Source organism: Dyadobacter sp. OTU695, assembly GCF_038440355.1.
Lineage (GTDB): Bacteria > Bacteroidota > Bacteroidia > Cytophagales > Spirosomataceae > Dyadobacter.
Map to the genome: position 1 here is coordinate 45007 of NZ_JASATN010000008.1, position 26110 is coordinate 71116.

At 50.3% G+C, this 26110-nt stretch carries 22 protein-coding genes; 12 read left to right on the plus strand and 10 right to left on the minus strand.

Annotated elements, in window-relative coordinates:
- The first annotated feature begins 54 nt into the window (after window positions 1–54).
- From AAHB90_RS16275 to AAHB90_RS16300, 6 genes are all read left to right on the plus strand, one after another.
- Window positions 55–3381, plus strand: a complete 3327-nt coding sequence (locus AAHB90_RS16275; protein WP_342086268.1) for a UvrD-helicase domain-containing protein — start codon at window positions 55–57, stop codon at window positions 3379–3381.
- 99 nt (window positions 3382–3480) lie between these two features.
- A complete protein-coding gene (locus AAHB90_RS16280) occupies window positions 3481–6912 on the plus strand; it encodes a response regulator (protein ID WP_342086269.1) in 3432 nt (1143 codons plus the stop codon).
- Between the two features lie 4 nt (window positions 6913–6916).
- A complete protein-coding gene (locus AAHB90_RS16285; RefSeq protein WP_342086270.1) occupies window positions 6917–7732 on the plus strand; it encodes a CheR family methyltransferase in 816 nt (271 codons plus the stop codon).
- 94 nt (window positions 7733–7826) lie between these two features.
- Window positions 7827–9770 carry a response regulator gene (locus AAHB90_RS16290; protein WP_342086271.1) on the plus strand — a complete coding sequence of 648 codons (1944 nt, stop codon included), beginning with the start codon at window positions 7827–7829 and terminating at the stop codon, window positions 9768–9770.
- 87 nt (window positions 9771–9857) lie between these two features.
- Window positions 9858–10625, plus strand: a complete 768-nt coding sequence (locus AAHB90_RS16295) for a hypothetical protein (protein WP_342086272.1) — start codon at window positions 9858–9860, stop codon at window positions 10623–10625.
- A 490-nt stretch (window positions 10626–11115) separates the two neighbouring features.
- Window positions 11116–11550, plus strand: coding sequence for a MarR family winged helix-turn-helix transcriptional regulator (locus AAHB90_RS16300; RefSeq protein ID WP_342086273.1), 435 nt, complete (start codon window positions 11116–11118; stop codon window positions 11548–11550).
- Between the two features lie 92 nt (window positions 11551–11642).
- Here the strand turns inward: AAHB90_RS16300 and AAHB90_RS16305 are convergent, their stop codons facing one another.
- The 6 genes from AAHB90_RS16305 to AAHB90_RS16330 form a co-directional block, all read right to left on the minus strand.
- Window positions 11643–12473 (minus strand): DUF4097 family beta strand repeat-containing protein, encoded by an 831-nt coding sequence (locus AAHB90_RS16305; protein ID WP_342086274.1) that lies wholly within the window; start codon window positions 12471–12473, stop codon window positions 11643–11645.
- 4 nt (window positions 12474–12477) lie between these two features.
- Complete coding sequence (locus AAHB90_RS16310; RefSeq protein ID WP_342086275.1) at window positions 12478–13344, minus strand: DUF4097 family beta strand repeat-containing protein; 867 nt, start codon at window positions 13342–13344, stop codon at window positions 12478–12480.
- A gap of 21 nt (window positions 13345–13365) precedes the next feature.
- Window positions 13366–14205, minus strand: coding sequence for a HEAT repeat domain-containing protein (locus AAHB90_RS16315; protein WP_342086276.1), 840 nt, complete (start codon window positions 14203–14205; stop codon window positions 13366–13368).
- Entirely contained in the window at window positions 14192–14716 is a 525-nt protein-coding gene (locus AAHB90_RS16320) for an RNA polymerase sigma factor (RefSeq protein WP_342086450.1), read from the minus strand. The genes AAHB90_RS16315 and AAHB90_RS16320 overlap by 14 nt, the downstream gene beginning before the upstream one ends.
- Before the next feature lie 571 nt (window positions 14717–15287).
- A complete protein-coding gene (locus AAHB90_RS16325; RefSeq protein ID WP_342086277.1) occupies window positions 15288–16424 on the minus strand; it encodes a hypothetical protein in 1137 nt (378 codons plus the stop codon).
- Between the two features lie 117 nt (window positions 16425–16541).
- A complete protein-coding gene (locus tag AAHB90_RS16330) occupies window positions 16542–18977 on the minus strand; it encodes an ABC transporter permease (protein ID WP_342086278.1) in 2436 nt (811 codons plus the stop codon).
- 233 nt (window positions 18978–19210) lie between these two features.
- Here AAHB90_RS16330 and AAHB90_RS16335 point away from each other — a divergent pair, with 233 nt between their 5' ends.
- The 3 genes from AAHB90_RS16335 (at window position 19211) to AAHB90_RS16345 (ending at window position 21058) form a co-directional block, all read left to right on the plus strand.
- A complete protein-coding gene (locus AAHB90_RS16335; RefSeq protein WP_342086279.1) occupies window positions 19211–19780 on the plus strand; it encodes a Crp/Fnr family transcriptional regulator in 570 nt (189 codons plus the stop codon).
- 75 nt (window positions 19781–19855) lie between these two features.
- Window positions 19856–20512 (plus strand): metal-dependent hydrolase, encoded by a 657-nt coding sequence (locus tag AAHB90_RS16340; protein WP_342086280.1) that lies wholly within the window; start codon window positions 19856–19858, stop codon window positions 20510–20512.
- A gap of 291 nt (window positions 20513–20803) precedes the next feature.
- Entirely contained in the window at window positions 20804–21058 is a 255-nt protein-coding gene (locus AAHB90_RS16345) for a hypothetical protein (RefSeq protein WP_342086281.1), read from the plus strand.
- Between the two features lie 75 nt (window positions 21059–21133).
- Here AAHB90_RS16345 and AAHB90_RS16350 read toward each other — a convergent pair whose 3' ends face one another.
- Window positions 21134–21292 (minus strand): hypothetical protein, encoded by a 159-nt coding sequence (locus tag AAHB90_RS16350; protein WP_342086282.1) that lies wholly within the window; start codon window positions 21290–21292, stop codon window positions 21134–21136.
- Window positions 21293–21297: 5 nt separating this feature from the next.
- On the minus strand, window positions 21298–22107 hold the full coding sequence (locus AAHB90_RS16355; RefSeq protein ID WP_342086283.1) for a class I SAM-dependent methyltransferase: 810 nt from the start codon (window positions 22105–22107) through the stop codon (window positions 21298–21300).
- 207 nt (window positions 22108–22314) lie between these two features.
- Between AAHB90_RS16355 and AAHB90_RS16360 the strand changes: the two genes are divergently transcribed.
- The 3 genes from AAHB90_RS16360 (at window position 22315) to AAHB90_RS16370 (ending at window position 24893) form a co-directional block, all read left to right on the plus strand.
- Complete coding sequence (locus AAHB90_RS16360; RefSeq protein WP_342086284.1) at window positions 22315–23217, plus strand: helix-turn-helix domain-containing protein; 903 nt, start codon at window positions 22315–22317, stop codon at window positions 23215–23217.
- 87 nt (window positions 23218–23304) lie between these two features.
- Window positions 23305–24150 (plus strand): oxidoreductase, encoded by an 846-nt coding sequence (locus AAHB90_RS16365; protein WP_342086285.1) that lies wholly within the window; start codon window positions 23305–23307, stop codon window positions 24148–24150.
- 59 nt (window positions 24151–24209) lie between these two features.
- The gene (locus AAHB90_RS16370) at window positions 24210–24893 is read left to right on the plus strand and encodes an NAD-dependent epimerase/dehydratase family protein (RefSeq protein ID WP_342086286.1); all 684 of its coding nucleotides are present in this window, start codon (window positions 24210–24212) and stop codon (window positions 24891–24893) included.
- On the opposite strand, the gene AAHB90_RS16375 is transcribed toward AAHB90_RS16370, so the two are convergent.
- Together AAHB90_RS16375 and AAHB90_RS16380 are read right to left on the minus strand one after the other, a co-directional pair.
- Window positions 24894–25529, minus strand: coding sequence for a hypothetical protein (locus AAHB90_RS16375; protein ID WP_342086287.1), 636 nt, complete (start codon window positions 25527–25529; stop codon window positions 24894–24896).
- 190 nt (window positions 25530–25719) lie between these two features.
- On the minus strand, window positions 25720–26106 hold the full coding sequence (locus AAHB90_RS16380) for a DUF5618 family protein (RefSeq protein ID WP_342086288.1): 387 nt from the start codon (window positions 26104–26106) through the stop codon (window positions 25720–25722).
- Window positions 26107–26110 lie beyond the last annotated feature (4 nt).

The following is a 26110-nucleotide window of genomic DNA, read 5'->3' on the forward strand; positions in this document are numbered from 1 at the left end:
TTTTATTTAATTTGATACGCGGTTTCAACTCGCTTCACCTATTACCGGCGCAAAGTGTTTAAAGTCTACAGTTCATCGGCAGGATCGGGGAAAACTTATACCCTTACCAAAGAATACCTCAAACTCGCCCTGCATTCCAATTCGGAGTTATATTTCAGGCATATTCTGGCTGTGACATTCACCAATGCGGCGGCCAACGAAATGAAGGACCGCATTCTGCTGATGCTCCGCACATTTTCCGCCTATACGGAAACCGATGCGAAGCCGCATCCGATGATGCGCGATGTGGTGGTAGAAATGTACCCCGATACAGAACACGACACCGGGCTTTTCGCGGGCGCATGCCAGCTGATTGCCGCCCGTGCACAGATGGTTTTCGGGCAAATCCTGCACCGCTATTCCGACTTCTCGGTGATGACGATCGACAAGTTCACGCAGCGGTTGATCAGTAGTTTTACCGATGAACTAGGCATTCCATTTGTATTTGAAACACAACTTGACGGCGACCTGCTCGACGACGCGGTAGACAGGCTGCTGGCCAGGATCGGGCAGGAGGGCGAGGAAGTATTGACTGATATTGTCGAGAAATATTACCGCGAGAATGCTGAGGAAGGCAAGAACTGGGGCGCATTGCCGATGCAGATCCGCGACACGGCGGGTACTTTGCTGAGCGAGCAGAGCTATATGCAAATGAAGCGCGTGGAAGACCTGAAAATGGAAGACTGGATCGCCGTACGCAGGCAAATGCGCGACTTCGTACGCGGGCGAGAGGAAATGATGACCAAAGACGCGAAAAATGCATTTGAACTGATCCAATCTACCTATTTAAGTGAAAAAGACTTCCACCAGAGCGGCAGGGGCATTTACGGCTATTTCCGCGACCGGGCGGAGGGCAAAAAGCTCTGGATGGAGCCTAACTCTTACGTTTACAAAACCATCGGTGAAGGTGTGTGGTACGGTGCCAAAACACCCGCGCCGATCCGGGACGAAATAGAGCGGCTTCGCACCGACCTGGAAAACTATTTCCACCAGATCGAAAACATACGCTCGGCAGAAACGGGCAAGATTACGCTTTACAATCAGCTCGACAGGCATATTTATAACCTGTCGCTTCTGGGCGAGATCCGGAAAGAGTTCGATGCGCTGCTCAGACAGAACAACCAGGTCCACATTTCGGATTTCAACCGGAAGATCGTCGACATCGTCGCCCGGGAGCCGGTACCCTTCATTTTTGAAAGGTTAGGAGAAAAGTATAACCATATCCTTGTAGACGAGTTCCAGGATACCTCTAAGCTGCAATTTGCGAACCTGTTGCCGTTGATCGAGAACGCATTGTCGGGCGGTTTTTTCAACCTGATTGTGGGCGATGCGAAGCAATCGATTTACCGTTTCCGGGGAGGTGATATGGATTTGATACTGTACCTGGCGCAGAACCAGGTAATGCGGTTGGGAAGCATTCTGGGCAATAGCCCGTTTAACGATGAGCGGCTGTTTGCATTGGACAACTCCCTGAATATCAATCACCTCAAAACCAACCGGCGCAGTTTCCGGGAAGTTACCGAGTTCAATAACAAGTTTTTCGGCTTCATTGCCGATTCGCTGGGTGATGAATACCCGCTCATCCGCGAGGTATACGACGAGCATTTCAGCCAGGAAATACCCGACGGGGTGAGCGAGGGCGGTCATGTAGAAATCGAGTTTCTGGAAATGAACGAAGCCACGGAAGAGGGTACAGAGGAATCATCGTCGGACCAGATATCCCGACGGGCGCTCGAACTCGTAAGGGGGCTTCGCGCAGAAGGTTATTACTGGCGTGATATTGCTATTTTGTGCAGGAAGAAAAAAGAGGCGACCACCCTGGCCAACACGCTGAAAGAAGCCGGCTTCCCGCTCATTTCCGACGATGCGTTGTCGCTGGCCTATTCGCGGTCGGTGCATTTCATTATCTCGTTCATGAAGGTACTCCACAGCTCGGACCACCGGCTAGCACGGTATGAGGCGGCCTACCTGTTTCATCAGGTCATCCGCCGGCAGAACCCCGCCCCGCACGAATACGAGGAGATCAGGCTACTATGTGAGGCGCGGGGGCTCGACAGTTTCCTCGAATATTTCAGGAAATGGGACATCAGCATTACCTCTTTCAAAATGCGGCAGGTTTCGGTGTTTGAGCTCACCGAGCTGCTGATGCAGCAATTCGGGCTTTTCACCCGACAGCTCGAAAGCGAATACCTGTTCCGCTTCCTGGATGTGGTGCTGGAATTTGGCAACCGGAAGAGCAATCACCTCGGCGATTTTCTGAACTATTGGGAATCGGCCAGATACAAGTTCTCTATTACAGTACCGGAAGGAACAGATGCTATCCGCATTACCACCATTCACAAATCAAAAGGGTTGGAATACCCCGTCGTGATCATTCCCTATGCCCAATGGAAAGTATCGCCCAATGCGCGCCTCGACCACCTGTGGGTCGACATGGATGACGTTGATTATGACGAGATCAAACTGGAAGATAAACCCAATTATACGCATGCCAAACTGCGGAGCTCGATGGTTTCCGTAGTGAAAGAACTTGAAAACACGGTAGTAGGCGAGCAGTACCGCGAGGAACGAATGCGGACGCTGATCGAGAACCTGAACTTGCTTTACGTCGCATTTACCAGGCCGGTGCAGCGGCTTTACGTGCTGGCGAAGCGGGAACGGCGCTGGGAGTCGGGGCAACAAATCAATCACTGGCTGCGCGATTACCTGAACCAGGAAGGTTTTACGCCCGCCTGGGATGAAACTATCTCAAAATACGTAATTTCCGACGCGTCGGGCGGGCTCAGGCATGCGCATGTGAGCGTAGGGACGAGCCCTTTTGTACTGAAAAATATATTAAGCAACGACCGTACCGAGTCGCTGCGCCTGCGCCGGATGGCCGACCGCATCTTCGACGTTCAAACGTTTGAGCCGCGCCACGACAGGCTGCAAAAAATGAGGTACCTGCTGACGAGGCTGAAAACCATTTCGGATCTCCCCGAAGCATTGGAAAAGCTTGTCGGCGAGGGGATTTTTACCCGGAAGGAGACCCGGGAGATCGAAACCCTGACCCTTTCACTCCTGCAAGATCCTTCCCTGCAAGTGCTCTACCAGGATGAAAACCATATTCAGGTAAACAAAGAACTACTCGTTCCCGGAGGCAAAATGCTCCATATAGACAGAATCGTTCAGCAGCCCGACGGTGGGTATATCTTTATGTCTTTTGTGGGCGGAAACAGCGCCGACGAACCCCGCAGGCATTTAAAGAAGCTGATTAAGACATTCACCGAGAGCGGAAAGAAGTCGCGCGGGGTGCTGATTACGCTGGAAGACGAGTTGAGTGAATGGGTGGAATACAGTTAAAATCTGCTGTATAGGGCAGGAATGCGTCCAAAATGCATTATTTTTCCGTTTATTACCCCAATTGATATTAAGCACCAGTTCTACGCGCTCTCAACGTTTATGCAATTCACATTTCAGCGCCAGGTTTTACTTGGAATCTCATTTTCAATTCTTTTAGTACTCGCGGTAGGTTATGTGTCCTACAATGCAATCCTCATACAGCAGGAAAACGCCGGCTGGGTGGATCACACGCGCGAGGTAATGCGGGTTTCTACGGCCGTTAAAAACCGTTTGCTTACAGCGGAAGCGAATGTCCGCGGCTTTGCTATTACACGGAATGGGGCGTTTGAAACGAGCTATCTGGAAGCTTCGCGGGAGATTTGGAACGACCTTGCGGCATTGCGCAAACTTGTAGAAGATAACAAAGCGCAGAGTGCCAGGGTAGATTCTCTGTCCGAGCTGCTCGAAAAGAGAGTGGGGCTTATGAACCGGCAATATGAAATACTGAAAGCCGAAAAATACAGTATCGATACGATCCAGCGGACTGTGTTACAGGGAAAGGATGTTTCCTTGAAGATCGATTTCAGCTTTCGTCGAATTGAGAATGTGGAGGAGGGGCTGCTGGCCGAGCGTGAGCAGCTGGCTACTATGAGCTCTGCACGTGCCAAGCAATATATTGTGATCGGTTCGGGGCTGTTTTTCCTGGTGATTTTTCTACTATATTATTTTATCCGAAAAACTTACCTCGCCCAGCTTGCCGGCGAACAAGCTATGCAACTGGCTAACAAACAGTTGGAGCAGCTTGGGTTGGAGGATCAGGAAAAGAACTGGATACTGAACGCGGCCATAGAGGTGTCTGGCGCCGTCCGCGGCGAACCTACGCCGGCTCAGCTTTCAGAAAGGCTGTTGAGCAAACTGGCGGACGTGACGGAGTCCCAGGTATCAGCCATGTACCTTGTGACGCGCTCCGGCGACATGCTCGAACGAACCGCGCTTTACGGCGTTTCCGCGCCGGAAGCAGCGCCTGCCTTCATACCGTTTGGCGAGGGAATGCTGGGGCAGTTTGCTGCCGATAAGGGCAATATCAGGCGACTGGATGTGGCGGCGGGCCATTTGCAGGTCAGGACTGCAACGGGCAGCTCGGCACCGGGCGTGGTGTTATTGAAAAATATCGCTTTTGAAGGAGAAATCGCCGCGGTGATCGAGGTTGGTTATTTGAAAGAGCCGGAAGCGAAAGTGATCAAGTTACTCGATATGGTTTCGGACAATGTGGCGGTGGCGATTATGGCTGCGCGTGCGCGGGAGACTGCCAATGAGCTGCTCGAAAAAACACAATTGCAGGCCGAGGAGCTTGAAAGCCAGCAGGAGGAGTTGCGGGTTACTAACGAAGAGCTGACGCGCCAGACTTCGCTTTTGCAGGTGTCCGAGGAGGAGTTGCGCGTCCAGCAGGAGGAACTGAAACAGATCAATACCGAGCTGGAAGAAAAGGCATTCATGCTCGAAGAGCAGAAAAGCACGATCGAAGAAGCTCGTGACCAGATACAGATCAAAGCCGACGAGCTTGAAAGGAGCGGACGTTTCAAAAGCGAGTTCCTGGCTAATATGAGCCACGAGTTGCGCACGCCATTAAACAGCATCCTGATTTTATCGCGCATTTTAGGTGAAAATAAAGGGGCACGATTGAGCGAGGACGAGCAACGGTATGCGTCGGTCATTTACAATTCCGGAAACGATTTGCTGACGCTGATCAACGATATCCTCGATCTGGCAAAAGTGGAAGCCGGAAAGATTGAACTGGTACATGAAAATATCAGTACGGAATCGGTGCTGGCGGAAATAAGAAACACATTCCATAAAGTAGCCGAGAACAAAGGCCTTGTTCTGGAGGTGAAAAAGGCTGAGTCGTGTCCTGAGAAGCTGTTTACGGATCATACCCGGCTTTTGCAGATCCTGCGCAACCTGATTTCCAACGCGGTAAAATTCACCTCCGCGCCAGGCAAGGTTTCCTTGTTGATTTCGAAAGAAGAAGGTCGGCTGCATTTTGAAGTGGCGGACACCGGCATTGGCATACCGCTCGAAAAGCAGGCCTCGATTTTCGAAGCTTTCCAGCAAGCCGATGGCTCTACAAGCCGCAAATACGGAGGAACCGGTCTGGGCCTATCGATCAGCCGCGAGCTTGCAGGCCTTTTCAACGGTTCGATCTCGCTGAGAAGTGTGCCGGGAGAAGGCTCGGTATTCACTTTGAAAATACCTTATCTGACGGAAACGGATGGGCAGCCGGCTGGTAATCAGCAGGAAGCAGTCGTTGAAACGGTTAATACGGAACAACCGCCGTTAAAATTGGCGGCATCCGAAAATGGCAGGGAGCGTCGTCTGCTGCTGGTCGAAGACGATGCCATTTTCGCCGCGGATATGGCCGCGAAGGCACAGGCTAGCGGCTTTGCGGTGCAAATAGCGACCAATGGCCGTGAAGCATTGGAAATGGTGGGCACATTTAATCCGACGGCGATCATTCTGGACATGCATTTACCGGATATACCGGGCGAAGCAGTTTTGAAGGCTTTGAAAAGTGATACACGTACCCGCCTGATCCCCGTACATACAGTGTCGTCGGGGAGTTATTTTAATGAAGAAATGGTCAGAAACGGGGCCATCGGTTTTATGCAGAAACCGGTGGATGAGCGTTCGGCCCAGCAAATTTTTACGGCATTAAAACTGGAAGGAAAGAACCTTGACCAGCACCGGATTCTGCTTATTGAAGATGATGCCTTTCAGAGCAAATACCTGGGCGACTTTCTGGCCGGTAACCATATTTTCGTGCTATATGCCTATTCGGCCGCCGAAGCACTCCATATACTCGAATCGGACCGGGTGGACGGTATTATCCTGGATGTGAGGCTCGCAGACATGAACGGACTGGATCTTCTGGATAAGATCAAGGATCACGCGCAATGGAACGAGCTGCCTGTGGTGGTGAACACGGCCGAAGACCTCACGCAGGCGGACCTGGCGCGCGTGATGAAATATGCGCACCCGGTGGTGATCAAAACGAAGAAGTCTAACGAGCGGCTGCTTGATGAGGTGAAGCTATTCCTTAAAAAGATACAGCCTAAGACTCATGAGCCGGATGTACCAAAAGAGTCGTTCAGCAATGCGATCGTCAATTCGGAACTGCACTTTACAGGCAAGAAACTGCTGCTTGCGGATGACGATATGCGTAACATTTTCGCATTAAGCGCTGTGCTGGAAGAGGCAGGTTTTAGTATAGAAATCGCAGCCAACGGTAAAGAGGCGATCCACAAGCTGGAAGACAATCCGGAGATAGAACTGATATTGATGGACGTGATGATGCCCGAAATGGACGGTATTGAAGCAACGCGCCGCATTCGGCAACAGAGCAGATGGACTAATATCCCCATTATAGCCGTGACGGCGAAAGCCATGCAGGGCGACCGCGAGCAATGCCTCGAAGCCGGTGCCAACGATTATATTTCAAAACCTGTGGACGTTGACAAGCTGCTTTCGCTGATCAAGGTCTGGTTACACGCATAGTAGAATGGTGCTGATAGAATATCCGCAATTGGAGATACTCATTGCGCGGATCAGGGAAATATCCGGGTTCGATTTTTCGGGCTATGCGAGGCCGTCGCTGCTTCGGAGGGCCAGCAGGTACCTGACTAACCACAAAATGGATTTCCCGCAAATACTGTTACATATAGAGCAGGGCGGGAGCGCGGTATACGCCCTGATCCAGGAATTGACCGTCAATTATTCAGAGATGTTTCGCGACGCGGATTTCTTTCTGAAAGTGCGTACAGAGGTGTTCACTTATCTCGAATCGTATCCGACCCTGCGTTTCTGGGTTGCCGGTTGCGCCTCGGGCGAAGAAGCTTACTCGCTGGCCATCTTTCTTCAGGAAGCGGGCTTCCTGGGCCGCTCGCTGATCTACGCCACGGATCTGAGTAATAAAGTGCTCACGGCCGCGCGCGAGGGCGTGTTTACGCTCGGAAATGTGCGGACGTTCTCGGAAAATTATCTGGCGGCGGGCGGCAAGCATTCGCTTTCGGACTACTATCATGTAGCTTACAACAAGGCGGTCATATTGCCCGAATTGCGACGTAATATTGTTTTTTCAATGCATGACCTGACCGGCGACGGTGTTTTCAATGAATTCCAGTTTATCAGTTGCCGTAATGTGATGATCTATTTTACGTTGGAACTCCGCCAAAAAGTATTCAGGCTTTTGTATGACAGTCTCAGCATGTTGGGTTTTCTTTGCCTCGGAAAGCGCGAAACGTTGCGCTACTCGGGGCTGGAAGAAAACTTTAAAGTGATCGATAGCAGCTTGAACATTTATCAGAAGATCAGATGATCAGGGACCACGAACGGGGCCATCAGATAATGATTGATGGAAACCTTCTTCGATAATGAATAATATTCTTCAATAGCTACTCAACGAATAACCCATGGATAATACAAAGATTTTGCTGCTGGACGACCGGGAGGAAAACCTGATCTCGCTGAAAGCCATCCTGAACCGGGACGACATTGAAATATACACCACGACGTCGCCTAATGAAGCGCTGCGCATTGTATGGGAAAATGAAGTATCCGTTGCCCTCGTGGACGTGCAAATGCCCGGAATGGATGGTTTTGAATTCGCCGAGACGCTTTTTTCCAACCCGAAGACCCGCGAGATCCTGATCGTTTTCGTGACCGCTATTTCAAAGGAAACTACCTATGCCGTCCGCGGCCTTAAAACGGGTGCTATAGATTATCTCTATAAACCGCTTGATCCCTATATTACCAATGCAAAAGTCGACTCGCTGATCAAACTGGCGCGCAGCCAGCGCGAAATACGCGATAAGAACAAGCTGCTCGAAAACTATGCGACGATCGTTCTGAACTCGCCGGATATCATCGCCACCGTGGAGCCGGATACCGCCTCGATCGTGTCTATTAACCCGTCGGTGGAGACAATTCTGGGCGTTACACCGGCGTCGCTGATCAAAACCTCCATACTGGATCTGCTGGTCGATCCGTCGAAATCCTCGCTGCGCGATGTACTTTTGAAGCGCAGTTTCGCAGGCGGAGAGACGATCGTGGTGGAAGACCAGTTCTATGGCCGGCTGCGGCAGCCTGTGTGGCTGGAACTCAGAATTATGTATAAAAACCGGCTGCTGTTTGTGAATCTTCATGATGTAGAAAAACGAAAGGCGCACGAATTGGCGCTGGTCGAGGCACAAACGCAGGCTGAAAAAGCGCGGAAGACGAAAGAGTCGTTTCTGGCCAATATGAGCCATGAGATCCGCACCCCTTTGAACGGCATTATCGGTCTGGGAAACCTGCTGTCGGCAACGGAGCTCGGAGAGGCACAGACGGAGCTGGTGGATATGCTTCGGCAGTCTTCCGGGTCACTGCTGAATATCCTGAACGACATTTTAGACATATCCAAAATAGACGAAGGCAAGTTCTCGATCATTCCGACATCTACCGACCTGCGGGTGATCGGAAAGCAAATTATTGACCTGATGCAATTCAAGGCTGATGAGAAAAAGCTTGAATTAAGGCTTGAAATCGGTGAAAGCATCCCCGAATGCGTAACGGTCGATGGTATGCGCCTGAACCAGATTTTGCTCAACCTGATCGGCAATGCGCTTAAATTCACTGAAACCGGCAGCATAGCGCTTAAAATGGAGCACCTGTCCCAAACGCCTGCGGGACACAGGATACGGTTTTCGGTGGAGGATACGGGAATAGGGATGTCAGCAGAGCATCTGGCAAATATTTTTTCCGAATACGGACAAGCCTCCGAGAACACTTCGCATCAGTATGGCGGTACCGGCCTCGGACTGACCATTTCGCAGAAACTCGTGCGGCTTATGGGCAGCGAGCTCGAAGTAAACAGTCGTTTCCGTGAGGGAAGTCAGTTTTTTTTCACATTGATCCTCCAAGACGCTAACGAAAAGACAGGAGGAGCCAAGCCCGTTGTATCATTCCAAAACCTGCTACCATTCGAGGGCAAGAAAGTGCTGGTAGCCGAAGACAATCCGATCAATGCATTGCTTTTGAAAAAATACTTGAAAGCATGGCAGTTGCACGCCGTGATTGTCGGAAATGGGAAAGAGGCCGTGGATCAGCTTCGGGAGGAGCTGTTCGACCTGATCATCATGGATACGCGAATGCCCGAAATGGATGGTTTTCAGGCTGCGCGTTTCGCACGCGAGGAGCTGCGTATCACCACACCGATCCTTTCGCTTTCGGCCACCGTTTTGCCGGAGGAAGTGGCCCAGGCGCTGGAAGCGGGTATGAACGACACACTTTCCAAGCCGTTCGAGCCCGAGAAACTTCATCAGAAAATAGACTTACTGCTTTCAACCATCGCACCCGTAAACGTGTCCCAGGTTTAAATGCAACGATTTATGGCAACTTTTCGTAATGATTAATTGCAGGACTTCGTTGTAGAAAAGAGTAATTCTAATTGATAAAAACAACAAATGAAAACGATCAGAAACAGTTGGTCATTGCTGCTGTTAATAGCCCTCGGCGGTTGCAGTTCGTCCAAAACGATGCCTTATGCGTCCAAATGGAATGCGCCGTTCTCCTATGTGGATGAAATCAAACCCGACCAGCAGGATCAGCGGTCGCGACTCAGATACGGAATCATTAACGACGACCAGTACGTGTACATTACGCTCAAAACGAAAGATCCCAACACGATCCAGAACATATTGAGCAGCGGCCTTAAAATCGCTTTCAGTCCCGAAGGGCAGAAAAAAGAGGGTTACGCACTGACGTTCCCGGTGGTGATGAAGGAAGACCGCAAAGCATTGCGCCGGATTGAAACCGATTTACCCAACAGTCTCGGCCTGGATTTGCTCCTCGATTCTTACAACAAGGAAGCAGTCTGGAAGGACCGTGACGGCCAGCATTTGATAGACCTGGTTCGGCCCGATGGCAGCATCAAGTCGCACATCGCGATGGATCGTAATGGCGAGCTCACGGAGCAGATCGCGATCCCTTTTGCGCTCATGAATGTGAACGCCCGGGAGACTGCGATGATGGGTTTGAGCATTAAGGTCGACGGACAGTCTTCGTCCAATTCGGGTTTCAGCCCTCGCATCGGGATCGGTCTTGGCGGCGGTATCGGAATGGGCGGAGGTATGGGCGTCGGCATTGGCACGGGAGGCTATAATTCGCGTTACAACGGCAACGACCGTAATGTAGATATTCGCCTGGAAGTGCAATTGGCAAGAGCTAACTAGACCAATCTTTATCAGAATTCGAAGCCCGCGGCATTTTTGCTGCGGGCTTTTTTTGTGGTCGATGTCATCAGGTATTGTTGGGTGTCAGGTGTGGTCAGTTGTTAGTCAATGGTCGTCAGGTTGGCGATGGCCGGTTATTGGTAATTGTTGTTGCATCTCTGACGGGATTTGGCGGTTACCTTCGCGTCGTTGTTCTACCAATATTACGTCGCTGTGCGACTTGTTCGGTCTGTATGAAGTGCCGTTAGGCATGTAATATCGGTAGCAATCCGTAACGGCTCCACAAGCAACGGGCGTGCAGTAGGTACGCGACAACAAAGGCTAGGCCAGCTTATGCTTCGCTGGCATCCGCCTGACTTTCAATTGGGTATAACTCCACATCCTTTAAATTTGAAAAATATTTAAATAGCTATTTTTCAAATACTTAAATGTGTTTTATATTTGCATAATACTTGATTATTCAAATATAAATCAAATACATTTCAAGTTTATGTCAACCATATCACAGGAGCTGAAACTGTTTTTAAACCTCACAATCGTGCAGACTCTGACCGTGAAACGCTTCGATTCGAGGCTTCAAAATCATGGGATCAGCCTGAATGAATTCATGATCCTGCACCATCTGGCGAATGCGCAGGACGAGAAATTACGGCGGACGGACGTAGCCGAAAAGGTGGGATTGACGGCCTCCGGAATCACTCGGATGTTGTCGCCGTTGGAGAAATTGGGGTATGTAAAAAGGGAAGCAAACAGCCGCGATGCACGGGTGTCGTACGTGAAGCTGGCCAATGCGGGAAAGAAAATTTACCTCGAAGCCATTGCAACAGCGGAAGCAACAACCGAGCAAATGATGACGTCGGTGAAGACGAGAAAGCTCGACGATTTGCAGAAAATGCTGTCGGAGCTCGGCGCGACATTCGAGTAGTCGCGGTACTGGGGATAAGTTTTTCGTATAGGCCAATAAAAATGCCTCTGGCAGACGATCTGTCAGAGGCGTGGGGCTATGTTGCGGACCTGCTATTTCGCTTTCCTGAGGAAGATATTTCCGTTCATGTTTTTCATCATGATCTCGCTGCCGCCTCCGTTGACTTTACCTTTGACCCAGTCTTCAATGCTGACCTTGTACATTCCGTCTTTGGCAGTCCTGGTTGCCTGCTGTACGCCTTTTTCGACGTCCACATCAAAATCGCTGTAAATCTCTCCCTGGTCGGATTTGATTTTGACATCGAACTTGGCGGTCGGCGGAAGCGTCACGTCCACGTTTCCGTTGAGGGTCGAGAAGGCCATCGGCGATTTGGTGTCGACGGTTTTAAAATTCACTTTCAGCAAACCGTTCACGGTGTTGGCAACGGCGGAGCCTGAGATATTGTTCAGGCGGATATCGCCATTGACATTCGTTATTTCAAGCACGCCATCCACATTTTCTACCAGCACGTCGCCTTCATTGATCGTGCCGACATTCAGTGAGAATTTCATCGGCACTTTAATATTCAGCTCCATGTGCGAGTTGAACAGCTTCGAGCTCACATTCACCACATTGTTTTCCTCGGTAGCCGAAATATCCATGGCGCCGTTTTTGGAGATGCGTTTCATTCCTTCCACGTTCTCCCTGGCCTTTTCCGACTTGTCGGCCTGCTTCGTAGTCGCATCGATCACCACCTGGTTGCCATTATAGCCGGTCACACGGATGGAGCCGCGGATCAGGTGTACTTTCAGGGTACCAGGCTTGCCCGGGTCACTCAGGGGGATCGACAGTTGTTCTTTCAAATCGCCCTGGGCCAGCAATGGTGCCGAAATAACGGTAAATGCGGTGAACGCTGCGAGGGCTAAAATGCGCGGGGTTTTCATTTTGCTATGATTGTTTTTTAAGATAGATATTGCCATTGAATGTTTCGAATTTGTAGGTAGGGCCGCCGCTGCCGATACGGATAAACGTTTCGGTACTAAGCTTGTAAACGGTTTTGTTGTCGCGGTTTTCGGTGTTTTTGACGACCCTCACCGGAAGCCGTTCCACATTGGGGTAATCGGTGAAAAAATCGCCGTTAAATGTTTTGAACTGACAATCGACTGATAGCGCGGCCGGGTAGCTGATCTTGATGTCGCCATTCAGCGTTTTAAAATCGGATTCTCCGGGAGGCACTGTCAGGTAGTTGACTTCCACATTACCATTGATCGTGTGCATATCCGCCTTTCCTTTGGCATTCACGACCTTGATAGCCCCATTCACATTGCGAACGCCCAACGAGCCTGTCACGTCGTTAACATTGACGTCTCCGCCATTTACCGTCGAAACGTGCAAATTGAGCGAATAGGGGACTTTTACGGTAAAATCCAGCTCGAAATCGTAATGGATTTTCGGCCCATCCCAATTACGCCGCCCCCGGTTAGGCCGCGAGTCGAACGGATTGGCGATGTAGGCGATAATGCTGTCGGCATTCTGCTCGATTTCGAGTTTGAATTCAGCCTTGCCCTCATCGAGGCCATCCTGCGTTTTGGCCCTGATCTTCTTGTCGATTTCGAGCACCACTTTATCGCCGTTGTACCCCTCTACTTTAATGAACCCGTTGATGTTGTAAATCGCGAGTACATTTTTGGCCGCCTGACCAGGCGTGATTGTAAATTCCTTGCTGACATGTTCCTTATGTTCCAGCTTCTGGGCCGGGGCCTGGGTACAGCAGAGCACTGCTCCCGCCAACAGGGGGATTGCAAAATGTTTCATGGCTAATAGTTGATTTAAGGTTTATGAAAGGTCTTTGATTGTCTGTTCGATCTTCACTTTGACGAGGTCGTTCAGGTCTTCTTTTTGCAGCAATGTTTTCAATGCTTTTACCGAACGTTTCTCCTGCAATTTTACCATCACATCCGCCAGCGCGACCTGCACCATCGGCGAATCCTGCAAAGCGAGCGATTTCACCAGCCCTTCCCGTACGGACGCGTCACCCGCATACTGCGTGAGCGCTTCGAGCGTGACGAGCCGCACATTTACGTTAGGGTCGTTGTTTAAGGTGGCAAACAGCGCTTCTAAGACACGATCGTCGGCATGCGCTATCTCACTTGTGTAGCTCACTGCCCGAAGCCGCTCAGTGGCAGAAGGATTTTCGAGTAGCGAGAGCATCATAGTGCTTTTCATATCCTGCACCTGGCTCGCCAGGGCCTCTATCCGTTGCTGATAGGCGCTGGCATCGACCTGGCTGCGGCTCGTCCGGTTGCCGATCACCCAGCCGAGACCTACCAATAGCAGGCTAAACCCTACCTGCAATGTCCATTGGGGCACTACAAACTCCCGGATACTCTCCATCATGCTTTGAAATGAGAACCGCGCCGCTGCCTTTTCTGCCTCTTTGAACTCTTCGAGCATCGTGTAAAAGTTGGTGCGCATTTCCTCTTTCGGCTCAGGTATCCTGATTTTCGCCATGCCGTCCCAAATCTGCTTGTCGGCGGCAAACTCTTCCTGGCAGCTCACGCAGTCGGCCAGGTGCCGGTTGATGGCCATTTGCTCGCCCTTTTCGAGGTTGTTATTGAGCCATTCGGTCAGTTTGCCTTTGGTATAGTCGCAGTTCATTTCCTTATCGTCTTTCATTTGTAAAAAACCTTTTCTTCAATTCTCCCAATGCCCTGTGGACCCGCACTTTTACTGTTCCCTCGTTGATATTCAATACTTTGGCGATTTCGTCGTATTTCATTTCCTGGAACCTGCTCAAAATCAGCACTTCGCGGTACTCTGGACTTAATGCGCCCATTGCTTCGTGCAGAAAATCGTTGTCCTGCTGTCTTTCCAGACTTTCGTCGGCGCGCGTTCCGCCTTCGATCCTGTCGGCCACCTCGTTCACATCGTAGAAATTAAACGACCTGTTCTGTTTGACCGAGTCGTTGAGCACGTTCCTCGCCAGGTGGTACATCCACGCCCTGAATTCTCCGTCGCCGGTAAATGTATGCCTGTATTTGAGCATCCTGTAAAACACATTCTGGACGAGGTCTTCGCTGAGATCGGCCTTGTGCGTCATGTGGTAGAAAAATCCGAAAAGCGGCCGGTTGTACCGTTCGAAGAGCAAGCCCATCTTATCCAGGTCCCCGGTTTTCACCCGGAGCATCAGCGAGTTGTCGGTTAAGGTATTCAAGGCTCGGCGCTTTGTTTTCGTGATTTTGATGTGGTAACTCCGGAGAATGGGAAAGGTTACAGGAATTTAGGAAAATAGTTGAAAATATTTTTTGTAGCTGGTTGGCAAAGGGAATCACGAGTGCTGAAGTACTTAGGCTAAAGCCGGTTGGGTAGTGTACCGTGGGGCCGCAGATATGGGATGGCGATGATGATTGGCGTCGCCCCCAAGTCTGAAGACTTGGGTTGTGAGTCGGATGTGGTCATGGCCTGCATGATACGTTAGTTTGGGGAGATAGATCAGCTGCACTGGCCCCAGGTCTGAAGACCTGGCTTGAGGAGAGTGGTATCTGCATAACCCGAGGCCTCTAGCTCGCGGCCAGTTAGGGGGGCTGGATCACTTCACTGGCCCCAGGTCCGAAGAGGCGGGTTGAGGGGAGTGGTATCTGCATAACCCGAGGCTTCAGCCTCGGGATACCCAGAGCGATCACATACGGCTTTAGCCAAAGCATCATCCAGGTTGTTAGCGGGTACTTGGAGACATCGCGCTGGTCAAGCGCATGAGCCTACCTCACAATGCTGATCGCATCTTCGTACATTTTGTACTTGCAGCCGGGCGCCTGGTCGCGGATTACTTGTTCGCAGAGGAATTTCAGGATTTCATCGCGACGGTAAAGCGGTGTACCAGTCTGCGCCTCCCAATATTTTTCCGCAGGTATAAACAGGATTACGACTGTATTGCCGCCCCCAAATTCCCAGCCAAACTGGATCCTGATCGCGCCTTCGATATAGTAAATGCTGCCGCCACGACCATCCTGCGTGTATTCCAGTTTCGGGAAAAAGCGGCTCATAATTTCCTGTTTAAATTTCTCGACATCAATTCCTCTGTCTGGTTCGGCGCCGTTATAATCCTGCAACCGGCGATCGTCGCTATCGTGCATCGTCGGCAGGCTGCAGGGTGGCGAAGCATAGTCGGAATCAGGTTCGGGCCCCCGGAAGTTTTCGGATATTCTCATACCGCTTGCTGTCAACCCGGGGTTGGGTTTCTCTTCGGGCAACGGTAGTAAATGCACTTCCTCGTTTCGGAGCGCACGTACAATGTTGGCGGGCGCTTTCTCGTACGGCGCTTTGGGAAAGCCTTCTGTGAACTTGATGAACCGGATGCGGTGTGTCCAGCCGTCAGGCCAGCTTGCTTCGATCGTGTAGAATCCCGGCGGGTAGGGTAGTGTGTTGGTTAATATCATGGTACCGCCGTTCAGGCGCTCGCGCACGGGCTTTTCTTCGATAATTTGCTGCGAGCAAGAGTTGATGAGGCGGAAGGTGCCGGCGTCCCAGGCGTATTGCGGCATGTGAAATACCAGTTGCTGGCAGTCGGGATAATGGATAACGCGTACGTTCACCGGCTTAATGCTGCCCGCCGGGCCCTCGTCGGCCATACCATCGGCGTCTGGCCAAAAATTTGAAACGCTTGTCAGCATACATTTGCCGTAGTAGGCATCGTCTGTTGGCGGAACGTTGCCTGGTGATTCGGTGGCGTCCAAAGGGATAATACCCGGCGTGCCATCGCCAGTATCAGGAATAAAATACCCTGATTCCGGCTGGGTTTCAAATTTTTCCAAAATGCGCCGCCTCACTTCGACGACATTGCCTGGCTGAAAAACATGGGTATGCCGGGTGATTTTGCAGCGGATCGTAGCCTCCATTCGGGATTAGTTGTTTCAATTAAAACAGAAAACCCGGGCCGGATGTTTGCTGGCATCCGGCCCGGGTTCGAAAGTAATAACTATTTACTATTCAAATAGTTTATTTCGATCCAGCGGCTATTCTGAACGAAGGGACTCGACGGGGTTCATTAATGCCGCTTTTACCGACTGGTAGGCGATCGTACACAGCGCCACCAGCACCGACAATGCGCCGGCCAAAGCGAACATCCACCAGGTAACATCGATTTTGTAGGCAAATTCCTGCAACCAACGGTCCATCAGCCACCAGGCCGCCGGCGTGGCAATGAGTAAAGCGATGATTATCAGTTTAAGGAAATCCCTCGAAAGCAATGCGATAATGCCAGCCACAGACGCGCCCAACACTTTACGTACGCCTATTTCCTTGGTGCGCTGCTCGGCAGTAAATGCAGCCAGACCGAACAGGCCGAGACATGCTACAAAGATGGTGAGTCCGGCGAATGTGCCCAGGATCTGGCCGGTTTTCTGCTCAGCCTTGTAAGTTTCGTTAAACCGCTGATCGAGGAAAGTGTAGCTGAAAGGCATGTCAGGATGGAAACTGTCCCAGTTTTTTTTCATGGAAGCCAGTAGTCCTGAAACTTCCGCACTGCGTGTTTTTACCATCATCCAGCCCCAGCCTTTGCTCAATGTCATGACCAGCGGGCCTATCTGCTCGTGCATCGACTGGAAATGGAAGTCCTTAACAATGCCGATAACACGGTAGGTAGCCTTTTTGCCTTCGTTATCGTTGCGGGTGACAATCCTGTCCAAAGCGTTTTCGGGGGTCCATCCGAAAGTTCTGACAGCGGTTTCATTGATGATAATGCCCGTGGAATCGATGCCATATTCTTTCGAAAAGTTACGCCCGCGGGCCATTTCCATGCCGAGCGTCGGGATGTAATCGTAGTCGATATCGTAGCGAAGTGTTTTCACCATCCGGTCGGTTTTGCCGTCAGGGTTAACCGTGAAATTGTTGTTGTCGGAAGGTCCCGCCGGCACGTAACCCGACAGGCTTACGCGTGCGACACGTGAGTCCTGCGTCGTTTCCTGGCGGAAAGTTTCCGTGTTTTTCCCTAGCGACCAGGCAGGAATCACAATCACCTGGTCTTTGTTGTAACCCAATTTTTTGTTCCGGATAAATTGCAGTTGCTGATAAACTACCGTCGTGCCGACGATGAGGATGATCGACATGAAGAATTGGAACACCACCAGTCCGCTGCGGAGGTTGAAACTTTTGCCCGAAGATGAGAATTTGATCATCGAAGCCCCGCCTTTCAGCACACTGATAGGTTTGAATGAGGATAGGAAAAATGCCGGGTAGCTTCCCGCGAAAATGCCGACAAAAAGTCCAAATCCGATCAGTGCTGGGATCAGGCCCGGTACGGCATCCCATTTGAGCGCGAGGTTTTTGCCCGAAAGTTCATTGAAGACCGGCAATGCGGCAATGCTCAGCAGGATTGCCAGCACGAGCGCCAGCGACGTGAGCAGGATGGATTCTGTAAGAAACTGGCCCACCAGTTCGCTTTTTTCGGAGCCCATTACCTTGCGTACGCCTACCTCACGGGCGCGCTTGGACGAGCCTGCCGTCGAGAGGTTCATGAAGTTGATACAGGCGATGAGGAGCATCATCACTGCCACTGCACCGAAAATGTAGACATACGTAATATCGCCGTTCGCATCGAGGTCGTATTGAAAATCCGAATGCAGATGGATGTCCGTTAAAGGTTGCAGGCGAAGTTCGAGGTTGTTGCCCTGCTTGCGGAATTCGGCCATTGTAACGCCCATTGATTGTTTGAGCTGCGGGCTGATGTATTTATCGATGGTTGCCGGCAGTTTGGCTTCCAGCTTTTTATAGTCGTAACCCTCGGGCAGTACCAGGTAGGTAAAGAACTCGGACGTCATCCAGGATGTCGATTTTGCTTCGTCCAGTGAAGCCATCGAGCCCAGTAAGTCGAACCGGAAATGTGAATTGGACGGAATGTCCTTCATTACACCAGTCACGCGGACGGTCTTATTCCAGTCCTTAAAATTGATAATCCTGCCAACGACATCCGTTTTGCCGAAATATTTCCGGGCGGTTGTTTCCGATAAAACAACGGTGTTGGGTTCGACCAGCGCGGTTTTAGGACTTCCCTCGATTAGAGGCAACGTGAAAACGGAGAAGAAGTTGGAATCGACGAAGGCGAGCTTTTCGTCTTTGTAAAGCTTGTTGTTAAGAAAAACCAGCGGCCACCCACCTTGCCGGAGTCTTGTCGCTTCGAGCACCTCGGGGTAATCTGCCTTTAGGGCGGCGGCGGTAGGAGGCATGGCATGTGATTCGTTAATGATCCCGCCCTGCATTGTCCCCTTAAATGTCGTGCGCACAATGCGGTCGGCCTTCTCATGGAAACGATCAAAGCTCAGTTCGTCGATCACATAGAGGCTGATCAGCATGCAGGACGCCAGGCCGATGGCCAGTCCGGCGATATTGATGGCAGAGAACACCCGGTTGCGGACAAGGTTTCGCCAGGCGATTTTAAAATAGTTCTTCAACATAGGAATGGAGGTGACTGGGATTCGTTGGGAAATTCAATTTTCATGGCTAATAGACGGTACATTGCATTACATAGTACATTGTATAAAATATATGCCAAAAAGGTAACTTTCTCTTTTACAATAATTTGGGTTGATGCTGGTTAAATAGCCCGTTCGTATTCGGACACTTTTGTGCGATAACGGCCGTGCCTGGTGATCGTTCTTTGTTACCTTTACGACCATTTCAGCGCATTATGACAGATCTTGAACACTACCTGCAAACCTATTTTGACTTTGATCCGACCGATCTGGCCAGGGTCGCCTCGTTTTTCAAACCCGAAATACTGAAAAAAGGCGATTACTATCTCAAAACGGGGAAACTTTGCAATAAGCTAAGCTTCATCAAATCGGGTTTGCTGCGGATTTATGTCGATCTGGAAGACCGGGAGGTGACGCAATGGATCTGTACGCAAGGCTATTTTGTTACCGATCTGGCGAGCCTTGTGTTCGCTAGTCCGGCCCGCTGGAACATTCAGGCGCTCGCCGACACGGCCGTGTATACCATCGAAAAGCAGGATTACGACCGCCTCGGGGAATACGTTCCCAAATGGCCCGTCACCGAAAAGCTGTTCATCGCGCATTGCTTCACCACGCTCGAAGACCGGGTATTTTCCTTCCTTTCGATGACGGCCGAGCAGCGTTATAATCTGCTGTTCGAAAGCCATCGTGACATTTTCACCCAGGTACCGCTGCAATACATCGCCTCTATGCTCGGCATGACGCCCGAAACCATCAGCCGCATCCGCCGTAAGCAGCTCAGCTGATTTCTTGATCTAGGTCAAGTGCGTTCGGAAATGGCCCGGATACCTTTGTAAGGTCATTAATCAACCACTTGTTTTATGTTTCTAGGTCACTATGGTTTAGCATTCGGGGCAAAGAAAGTCGCTCCCAAAGTTTCGCTCCTGACGCTTTTTGCGGCAGTTGAGTTTGTCGATATTCTCTGGCCATTCCTGCTGATGCTGGACATCGAGAAAGTGAAGATCCGCCCGGGTTTTACGGAAGTAACGCCGTTTGAATTTGTACATTATCCCTACACGCACAGTCTCGTCATGGGTATCGTTTGGGGGCTTATTTGCGGAGGTATTTATTGGTTATTCCAAAAAGATACCCGTAGTGCGATCGTCGTAGGCTTGGCTGTACTAAGCCACTGGTTTCTAGACTTCATTGTTCACGTCCAGGACCTGCCGCTGACGCCATTTGGAAATGAAAAATTCGGAATGGGCATGTGGAATTCGCTTCCGCTGACGGTCTTTACGGAAATGGTTATCTTCCTTGCGGGCGTCTGGATTTACGTCAGAAACACCCGTGCCGTTAATGGTAAAGGGAAGTGGGGCCTCTTCTCACTGGTCATATTCTTCGTGATCGCCGAGATTTTCAATATGTTAGGTCCGCCACCGGACGACTCTATCCCGGCATTACTAGGCTCGTTCGTGGTTTTGCAGGTGATTGTGCTGGGCTTGGCGTATTTGACTGACCGGAACCGGGCGGCGCTGTAACATCTGACTGCCGTTTGGGTAGTTCCCGTAGGATAATCGGTGATTTATAGTGGTGTAGAACGGATTGAGTTTTATTTTCAAATGCTTAATTTATGTTTTACACACTATCAAATGAAACAAAAAACGCGACAAGAAGAGCTGGTCGAAATGGTCAGCAAGCGGTTAAGCTATCTCGAAAAGCGGATGTTATCCCCCCTCGGAAATTGAGCGACGCTGAGTACGAAGAAATCAAGGCCGAAGCGATTAAATTGAGGGACGTGTTAAAGATGTTGTAACTTTTTCTTGAGTAATATGAGAGCCTACATTAGAAAAACTTTAGACGAGTACAAGTCAAATCTGATGAGTGCCGAGGAATCTGAAATTCCAACTATCAGGTCGGCTTTCTCTGAGTGGTATTACTCAGTTTCAGATCAGGACAGAGCCGAAATGAAGCCCTTTTGGGACGAAACTAAAAAAGAGGCCTGGGAAATGATCGACGAAATAAAGGAGATGATAGAGGAACTGAGAATGTTAAAAGAGGCAGAGCTCGCCGGAGCGCGAAAGTGATTGGTACCAAGAGAGAAGCTGACCGCCTATTTTATCAAGCTAAATCGTTAGCAATCGGCGGTCAATGGTCGGAGGTCACTTCCGCTGAAAGCCCTTATAATGCGCAATAATATCCTTGTCGCTGAACTTGTGATCGGGATCCTTCCATCCCAGGAAATACACGCCGCTCGCAGTATCAACATTAAATGAATCGGGCACCAGGTGATCAAAAAGCCGAATCCAACCGAAAGCCATGGCAATCAGGATAGCCGCTTTTTTGCTCCGGGTAAGTCCCCAGGCTGCGTACCGCACATTCCAGAGCAGACCGTGCCAATGCCGGTCAGAAACCCGGAATCCAGCAGTTTAAAATCCTTGAAAAGCAGGCGGTGGCCGCTTTCTGTGAAACGGGTGAAGTCGTACGGACCCTCGTGTACATGTTGCTGGAAAGGCGTCTCCGCGTATACAACTCCGCCAGCCTTCAATACGCGATGGATCTCGGCGACGACGCGTTGAGGATACATGACATGTTCGAGCACTGCCTGGATCCAGATGCCGTCGATGCTGTTGTCGGCGATAGGGAGTGAGTGCCCGTCGGCGATAAAATCGGTGTTGGAAGAGGCATATATGTCGAATGAAAGCACGTTAACGTCCCTGGCATCGTACATTCCCGCGGCGCCATTTCCCACGGCACCCCCGCCGATGATCAGTACTGTCGACTTTTTGTCGGCATATTTAGGAACATTGTTGAGGAATTGTGCGAGATTCCGTTTGGTTTTACCATCTCCTCCCCAGAAAATTTTTTTGATCGCGTCGTATTTGTTACCGCTGCGGGGAATAAGGCTTTCGCCTCCAGTTGCGAGCAGCGACTCTTTGCTCAAAATGGTTTCGTCGAAATTGAGAAGTATTGGGATTCTCTTTTGTATCAGTGGTATTTCGCTGGTCGAATGCGAGCATGCAACGTTGGTGCAATAGATACTTTCGTCATGGATTTTCAAGGAGGACAAACATAAAGGGCAAACCAGCGTGCCATTTTCAAGATGCTCGGTGAGCATTGGACTGAAAGATTTCATAGAAATGTGTATAGAAATAATTGTGTGTGATTGAACTGGGCCTGAGCACGTTCGGAAAGCTAAATTTAAAGAAAAGTACTGTTTTACAAGCCAGTAACTTGTGAATTAATCGATTTATAAAGCATGACCATCGATATAGATCGCAGACCATGAGCCTTTTACCATTGAGCTTTGTTCGATTCTATTTGATTTTCGTAACTTTGCCCCATGGAAAAGCCGGAATCACTCGAAGAATTCTACCAATACAAGTTTAATTGGCTGCCGGATAATTTGCAGCAGGACATCGGACATTTCAATGTGTTTGCGATGGATGATAATTTCATCGTAAATCCGGTGCCCGCCAGGTACAGCCGCAGGGATTTTTATAAAATTGCGCTGATACGGGGCAGGAACGTGTATCACTACGCCGACAAGAGCCTCGAAGTTGACGGGACTGCCCTGATGTTTTTCAACCCAACGGTTCCTTATACCTGGGAAGCGGCTTGTGACAAAGTCACCGGATATTTCTGCATTTTCAAGGAAGGATTTTTCTCGGAGAAAATGCGTGGTAATGTGGCTGATCTGCCCATGTTTGCCGTTGGCGGAAAACCGTCCTATATTCTTAACGATGCCCAGGATGCACACGTGAGCGGGATTTTTGAGAAAATGTTGGAAGAGATTGGTTCCGACTACCCGTTTAAATATGATTTGCTAAGAAATTACGTCACGGAGCTGGTGCATTATGCGCTAAAAATGCAGCCTAGTGAGGCGCTATACCAACACCCCAATGCGAATTCGCGAATTACGGCCGTTTTTACCGAGCTGCTCGAACGGCAGTTCCCGATCGAGGCGCCCTCCCAGCGGTTTGCCCTACGCTCAGCCAACGATTTCGCCCGGCATCTTTCGGTACATGTGAACCATTTGAACCGTGCGATCCGTGAAACGACGGGAAAAACAACGACGACGCACATTAGCGAACGCATCACCTCCGAAGCGAAAGCACTTTTGAAGCATACCAACTGGAACATTTCCGAGATCAGCTATTGCCTCGGTTTTGAGGAACCGTCGCATTTCAACAACTTTTTCAAGAAACAAACCCGTCAAACACCGTCGGCTTTCAGGATTGTTTGAATTTCGCAAGTATCTGTTTGAACGGCGCAATGCCGGCGCCTTCTGTCCATTTTACCTTTGTCATGTTAAATCAATCAACAAAGAACAATGGAAAACAGAAAAGTATGGTTTGTGACCGGCGCCTCCAAGGGCCTCGGACTTGCGCTTGTACAAAAGTTATTGGCCAACGGGTTCGCCGTGGCCGCTACATCACGCTCAATCGATGAACTGAAAACCGCCGTAGGAAACACAGGAGAGCAGTTTCTACCCCTCGCCGTCTCGCTCACAGACGAGCATAGCGTAGGCCAGGGTATCGCCGACACGCTGGCGAAATTTGGTCGTATAGACGTGGTCGTCAACAATGCCGGGTATGGACTGGCAGGTAGTCTGGAAGAACTTTCGGACGCCGAGTCGCGTGGGAATTTTGATGTTAATGTTTTTGGTACACTGAATGTGATCCGCGCTGCGATGCCGCATTTGCGTGCGCAAGGCTCCGGGCATATCCTTAACATCTCGTCGATCGCCGGCGTCACAGGCGGCTTCCCGGGCTTCGGGATATATTGCGCCACCAAATTTGCAGTTTCCGGGCTCTCGGAATCGCTGGCAGCCGAGGTAGCCGATTTCGGGGTGAAAGTGACCGTCGTAGAACCTGGCTACTTCCGGACCGATTTCCTTACTGCAGGATCATTTGTAACACCGAAAAACGGAATTGCCGCTTATCAGAAAGTACGGGATACCGAGGCGTTGCACCAGCAGCAGATCAACGGCCAGCAGCCGGGCGATCCGAACAAAGCCGCCGAGGCCATGATCCGCATTGCCGGAGAGGCAAATCCGCCGCTGCACCTGATCCTCGGTGAAGATGCCTTTGGTATGGCGCAGACGAAGATCGCCGCATTTTCGGAAGAGCTGGAAAACTGGAAATCGATATCGGTTTCTACGAATTTCGATGCCTGAGCGACTTTGAAATATCCTTATCTTGCGGCAATTAACAGCATTTCAAACCAAATCAGATTATGGCCGTTGAAGGAAAAATCAGGGCAATCGTAACCGGCACGACAGGTATGGTGGGTGAGGGGGTACTGTTCGAATGTCTGGAAAATCCGGACGTCGAATCGGTACTAATCATCAACCGGCGGCCGCTTGGGATGGACCACCCGAAACTTAAAGAGATCGTGCATAAGGACTTTTACGATCTGTCGTCTATACAGGATCAATTGAAAGGATATAACGCCTGCTATTTTTGCCTCGGCACGTCCTCGGTAGGAATGAAAGAGCCTGAATACCGGCGCATTACTTACGATCTTACCATGCACGCAGCCGAGGTGCTTAGCCGGCAGAACCCCGGAATGACCTTTTGCTATGTTTCAGGTGCAGGTACCGACAGCACCGAAAAAGGCAGCCTGATGTGGGCAAGGGTAAAAGGAAAAACCGAAAACGACCTTCGAAAACTGCCATTTGATCAGGTATTTGCGTTTCGGCCAGGTTTCCTGAAGGCAACGGAAGGGCAGAAGAACCTGCTGAGTTTGTACAAGTATTTTGGATGGCTGTATCCGATCTTCAAGGCGATTTATCCCAGCGGCGCTTCCACCTTGACACAACTCGGCCGGGCGATGATCAATGTCACGAAGTACGGCTACGACAAGAATATCGTCGAAGTGAAGGATATTAACTTGCTGGGCGAGCGGCAATACGTGTAACTAATTCATTTTTTCGTACGAGAAGGCATCGCCTTTAAGAAGCGGATGTTCGCCTTTCAGACCGTCTTTGTCAGGTTTCAGTACGACATTTTCAACAAATATCTCGATGATCCAGGGCTCGATGCGGAATTCGAAATAGTTATCTTCCGATTGCACGGGGAATGAACTGTACCGTTCCGGGGCGAGCGTAAAGAATAGGTCGATACCGGTTGTTTTGGTCTTGGGGATCTGAAATATGCCTTCCTGGTTCATTTTACCATATTTTTCGCCTCCGGCAGTTCTGATAAGGGCTTCGAAAAATGGCAGGACCTGCTCGTTGCTGTCGACGATCCTGACGGTCGTGAAATCATCGGGTGCGGTTTTGCTCGTAACCAGCGCGAAGTCGCGTTCGGGCCGCGGGCGGCTGTTTAGAACGATACTTCCGTTCTGAACCTGCCATTTGCCGTGCCCCTGGCGGTCCATGGCTCCGTAGGAGAAGTAAAGCTCGAAAGTGCTGTCGGGTTTAAGCAAGATGGCCGAAGCAGTTTCCATCACTCCCTGCAAATGATATTCTCCGGGGATGGAATCGGGAGCCTGGGCAGTTACAATGTGGCCGGTGAGGAGCATGAGTAAGAGGAGGTAGCGTTTTTGCTTCATCGAAGGATAGTTTAAAGTGTATAGTTGAGTTCGCCTGTTCCGCTAGGGACATAAGACTTAGGAAATTTAACTAAAAACAGCCGTTTTATCCACCGGATAATTATTATAAGGCTTGAATATTGAGTGTGTAAAACAACGAAGCCGGACCCTTGTTGGATCCGGCTTCACTTTTTTATCGGCAACGTGAAAATTAGCAAGTGGCGGTACGCTGCTCGACCCACTGGATGATTTCATCGGCCCGTTTGAGGCCAATCTGCGCTACAGTGAATTCCCTGTTGCCGTCATAACCCATTGACAGGTGCAGTAACTCGTATGCGCTGACAAAGCTGTTCAGCACTTTTTTGTCAACTGAGGCGAGTTGCTCCTGATACCAGCCAACGTCCTTGCGCCCTTTCTCTTTCCGTCCTAAAAATCCGTCCAGCGCTACCAATACGCCTGTGTAGGCCGCATGCCCGGCCAATTTGACGTACTTTCGATCAGTGTATTGGTCGTCTTCTTTTGCAGCCTTTTCTCTTAAAATAGTCCGGGCATTTTCAACGTAGCGTTTCGCTTCCAAAACAGGGTTTTTCTCTTTCATAGTG

Excerpts from the sequence above, each read along its gene's own strand:
- AAHB90_RS16320 (WP_342086450.1), bottom strand. The coding sequence starts at position 14,716 with ATGCTCCGGGTGAAAACCGGGGACCTGGATAAGATGGGCTTGCTCTTC.
- AAHB90_RS16280 (WP_342086269.1), top strand. The coding sequence starts at position 3,481 with ATGCAATTCACATTTCAGCGCCAGGTTTTACTTGGAATCTCATTTTCA.
- AAHB90_RS16325 (WP_342086277.1), bottom strand. The coding sequence starts at position 16,424 with ATGGAGGCTACGATCCGCTGCAAAATCACCCGGCATACCCATGTTTTT.
- AAHB90_RS16365 (WP_342086285.1), top strand. The coding sequence starts at position 23,305 with ATGGAAAACAGAAAAGTATGGTTTGTGACCGGCGCCTCCAAGGGCCTC.
- AAHB90_RS16290 (WP_342086271.1), top strand. The coding sequence starts at position 7,827 with ATGGATAATACAAAGATTTTGCTGCTGGACGACCGGGAGGAAAACCTG.
- AAHB90_RS16330 (WP_342086278.1), bottom strand. The coding sequence starts at position 18,977 with ATGTTGAAGAACTATTTTAAAATCGCCTGGCGAAACCTTGTCCGCAAC.
- AAHB90_RS16315 (WP_342086276.1), bottom strand. The coding sequence starts at position 14,205 with ATGAAAGACGATAAGGAAATGAACTGCGACTATACCAAAGGCAAACTG.
- AAHB90_RS16370 (WP_342086286.1), top strand. The coding sequence starts at position 24,210 with ATGGCCGTTGAAGGAAAAATCAGGGCAATCGTAACCGGCACGACAGGT.
- AAHB90_RS16295 (WP_342086272.1), top strand. The coding sequence starts at position 9,858 with ATGAAAACGATCAGAAACAGTTGGTCATTGCTGCTGTTAATAGCCCTC.
- AAHB90_RS16380 (WP_342086288.1), bottom strand. The coding sequence starts at position 26,106 with ATGAAAGAGAAAAACCCTGTTTTGGAAGCGAAACGCTACGTTGAAAAT.
- AAHB90_RS16300 (WP_342086273.1), top strand. The coding sequence starts at position 11,116 with ATGTCAACCATATCACAGGAGCTGAAACTGTTTTTAAACCTCACAATC.
- AAHB90_RS16310 (WP_342086275.1), bottom strand. The coding sequence starts at position 13,344 with ATGAAACATTTTGCAATCCCCCTGTTGGCGGGAGCAGTGCTCTGCTGT.
- AAHB90_RS16335 (WP_342086279.1), top strand. The coding sequence starts at position 19,211 with ATGACAGATCTTGAACACTACCTGCAAACCTATTTTGACTTTGATCCG.
- AAHB90_RS16360 (WP_342086284.1), top strand. The coding sequence starts at position 22,315 with ATGGAAAAGCCGGAATCACTCGAAGAATTCTACCAATACAAGTTTAAT.
- AAHB90_RS16375 (WP_342086287.1), bottom strand. The coding sequence starts at position 25,529 with ATGAAGCAAAAACGCTACCTCCTCTTACTCATGCTCCTCACCGGCCAC.
- AAHB90_RS16355 (WP_342086283.1), bottom strand. The coding sequence starts at position 22,107 with ATGAAATCTTTCAGTCCAATGCTCACCGAGCATCTTGAAAATGGCACG.
- AAHB90_RS16340 (WP_342086280.1), top strand. The coding sequence starts at position 19,856 with ATGTTTCTAGGTCACTATGGTTTAGCATTCGGGGCAAAGAAAGTCGCT.
- AAHB90_RS16350 (WP_342086282.1), bottom strand. The coding sequence starts at position 21,292 with ATGGCTTTCGGTTGGATTCGGCTTTTTGATCACCTGGTGCCCGATTCA.
- AAHB90_RS16305 (WP_342086274.1), bottom strand. The coding sequence starts at position 12,473 with ATGAAAACCCCGCGCATTTTAGCCCTCGCAGCGTTCACCGCATTTACC.
- AAHB90_RS16345 (WP_342086281.1), top strand. The coding sequence starts at position 20,804 with ATGAGAGCCTACATTAGAAAAACTTTAGACGAGTACAAGTCAAATCTG.
- AAHB90_RS16285 (WP_342086270.1), top strand. The coding sequence starts at position 6,917 with ATGGTGCTGATAGAATATCCGCAATTGGAGATACTCATTGCGCGGATC.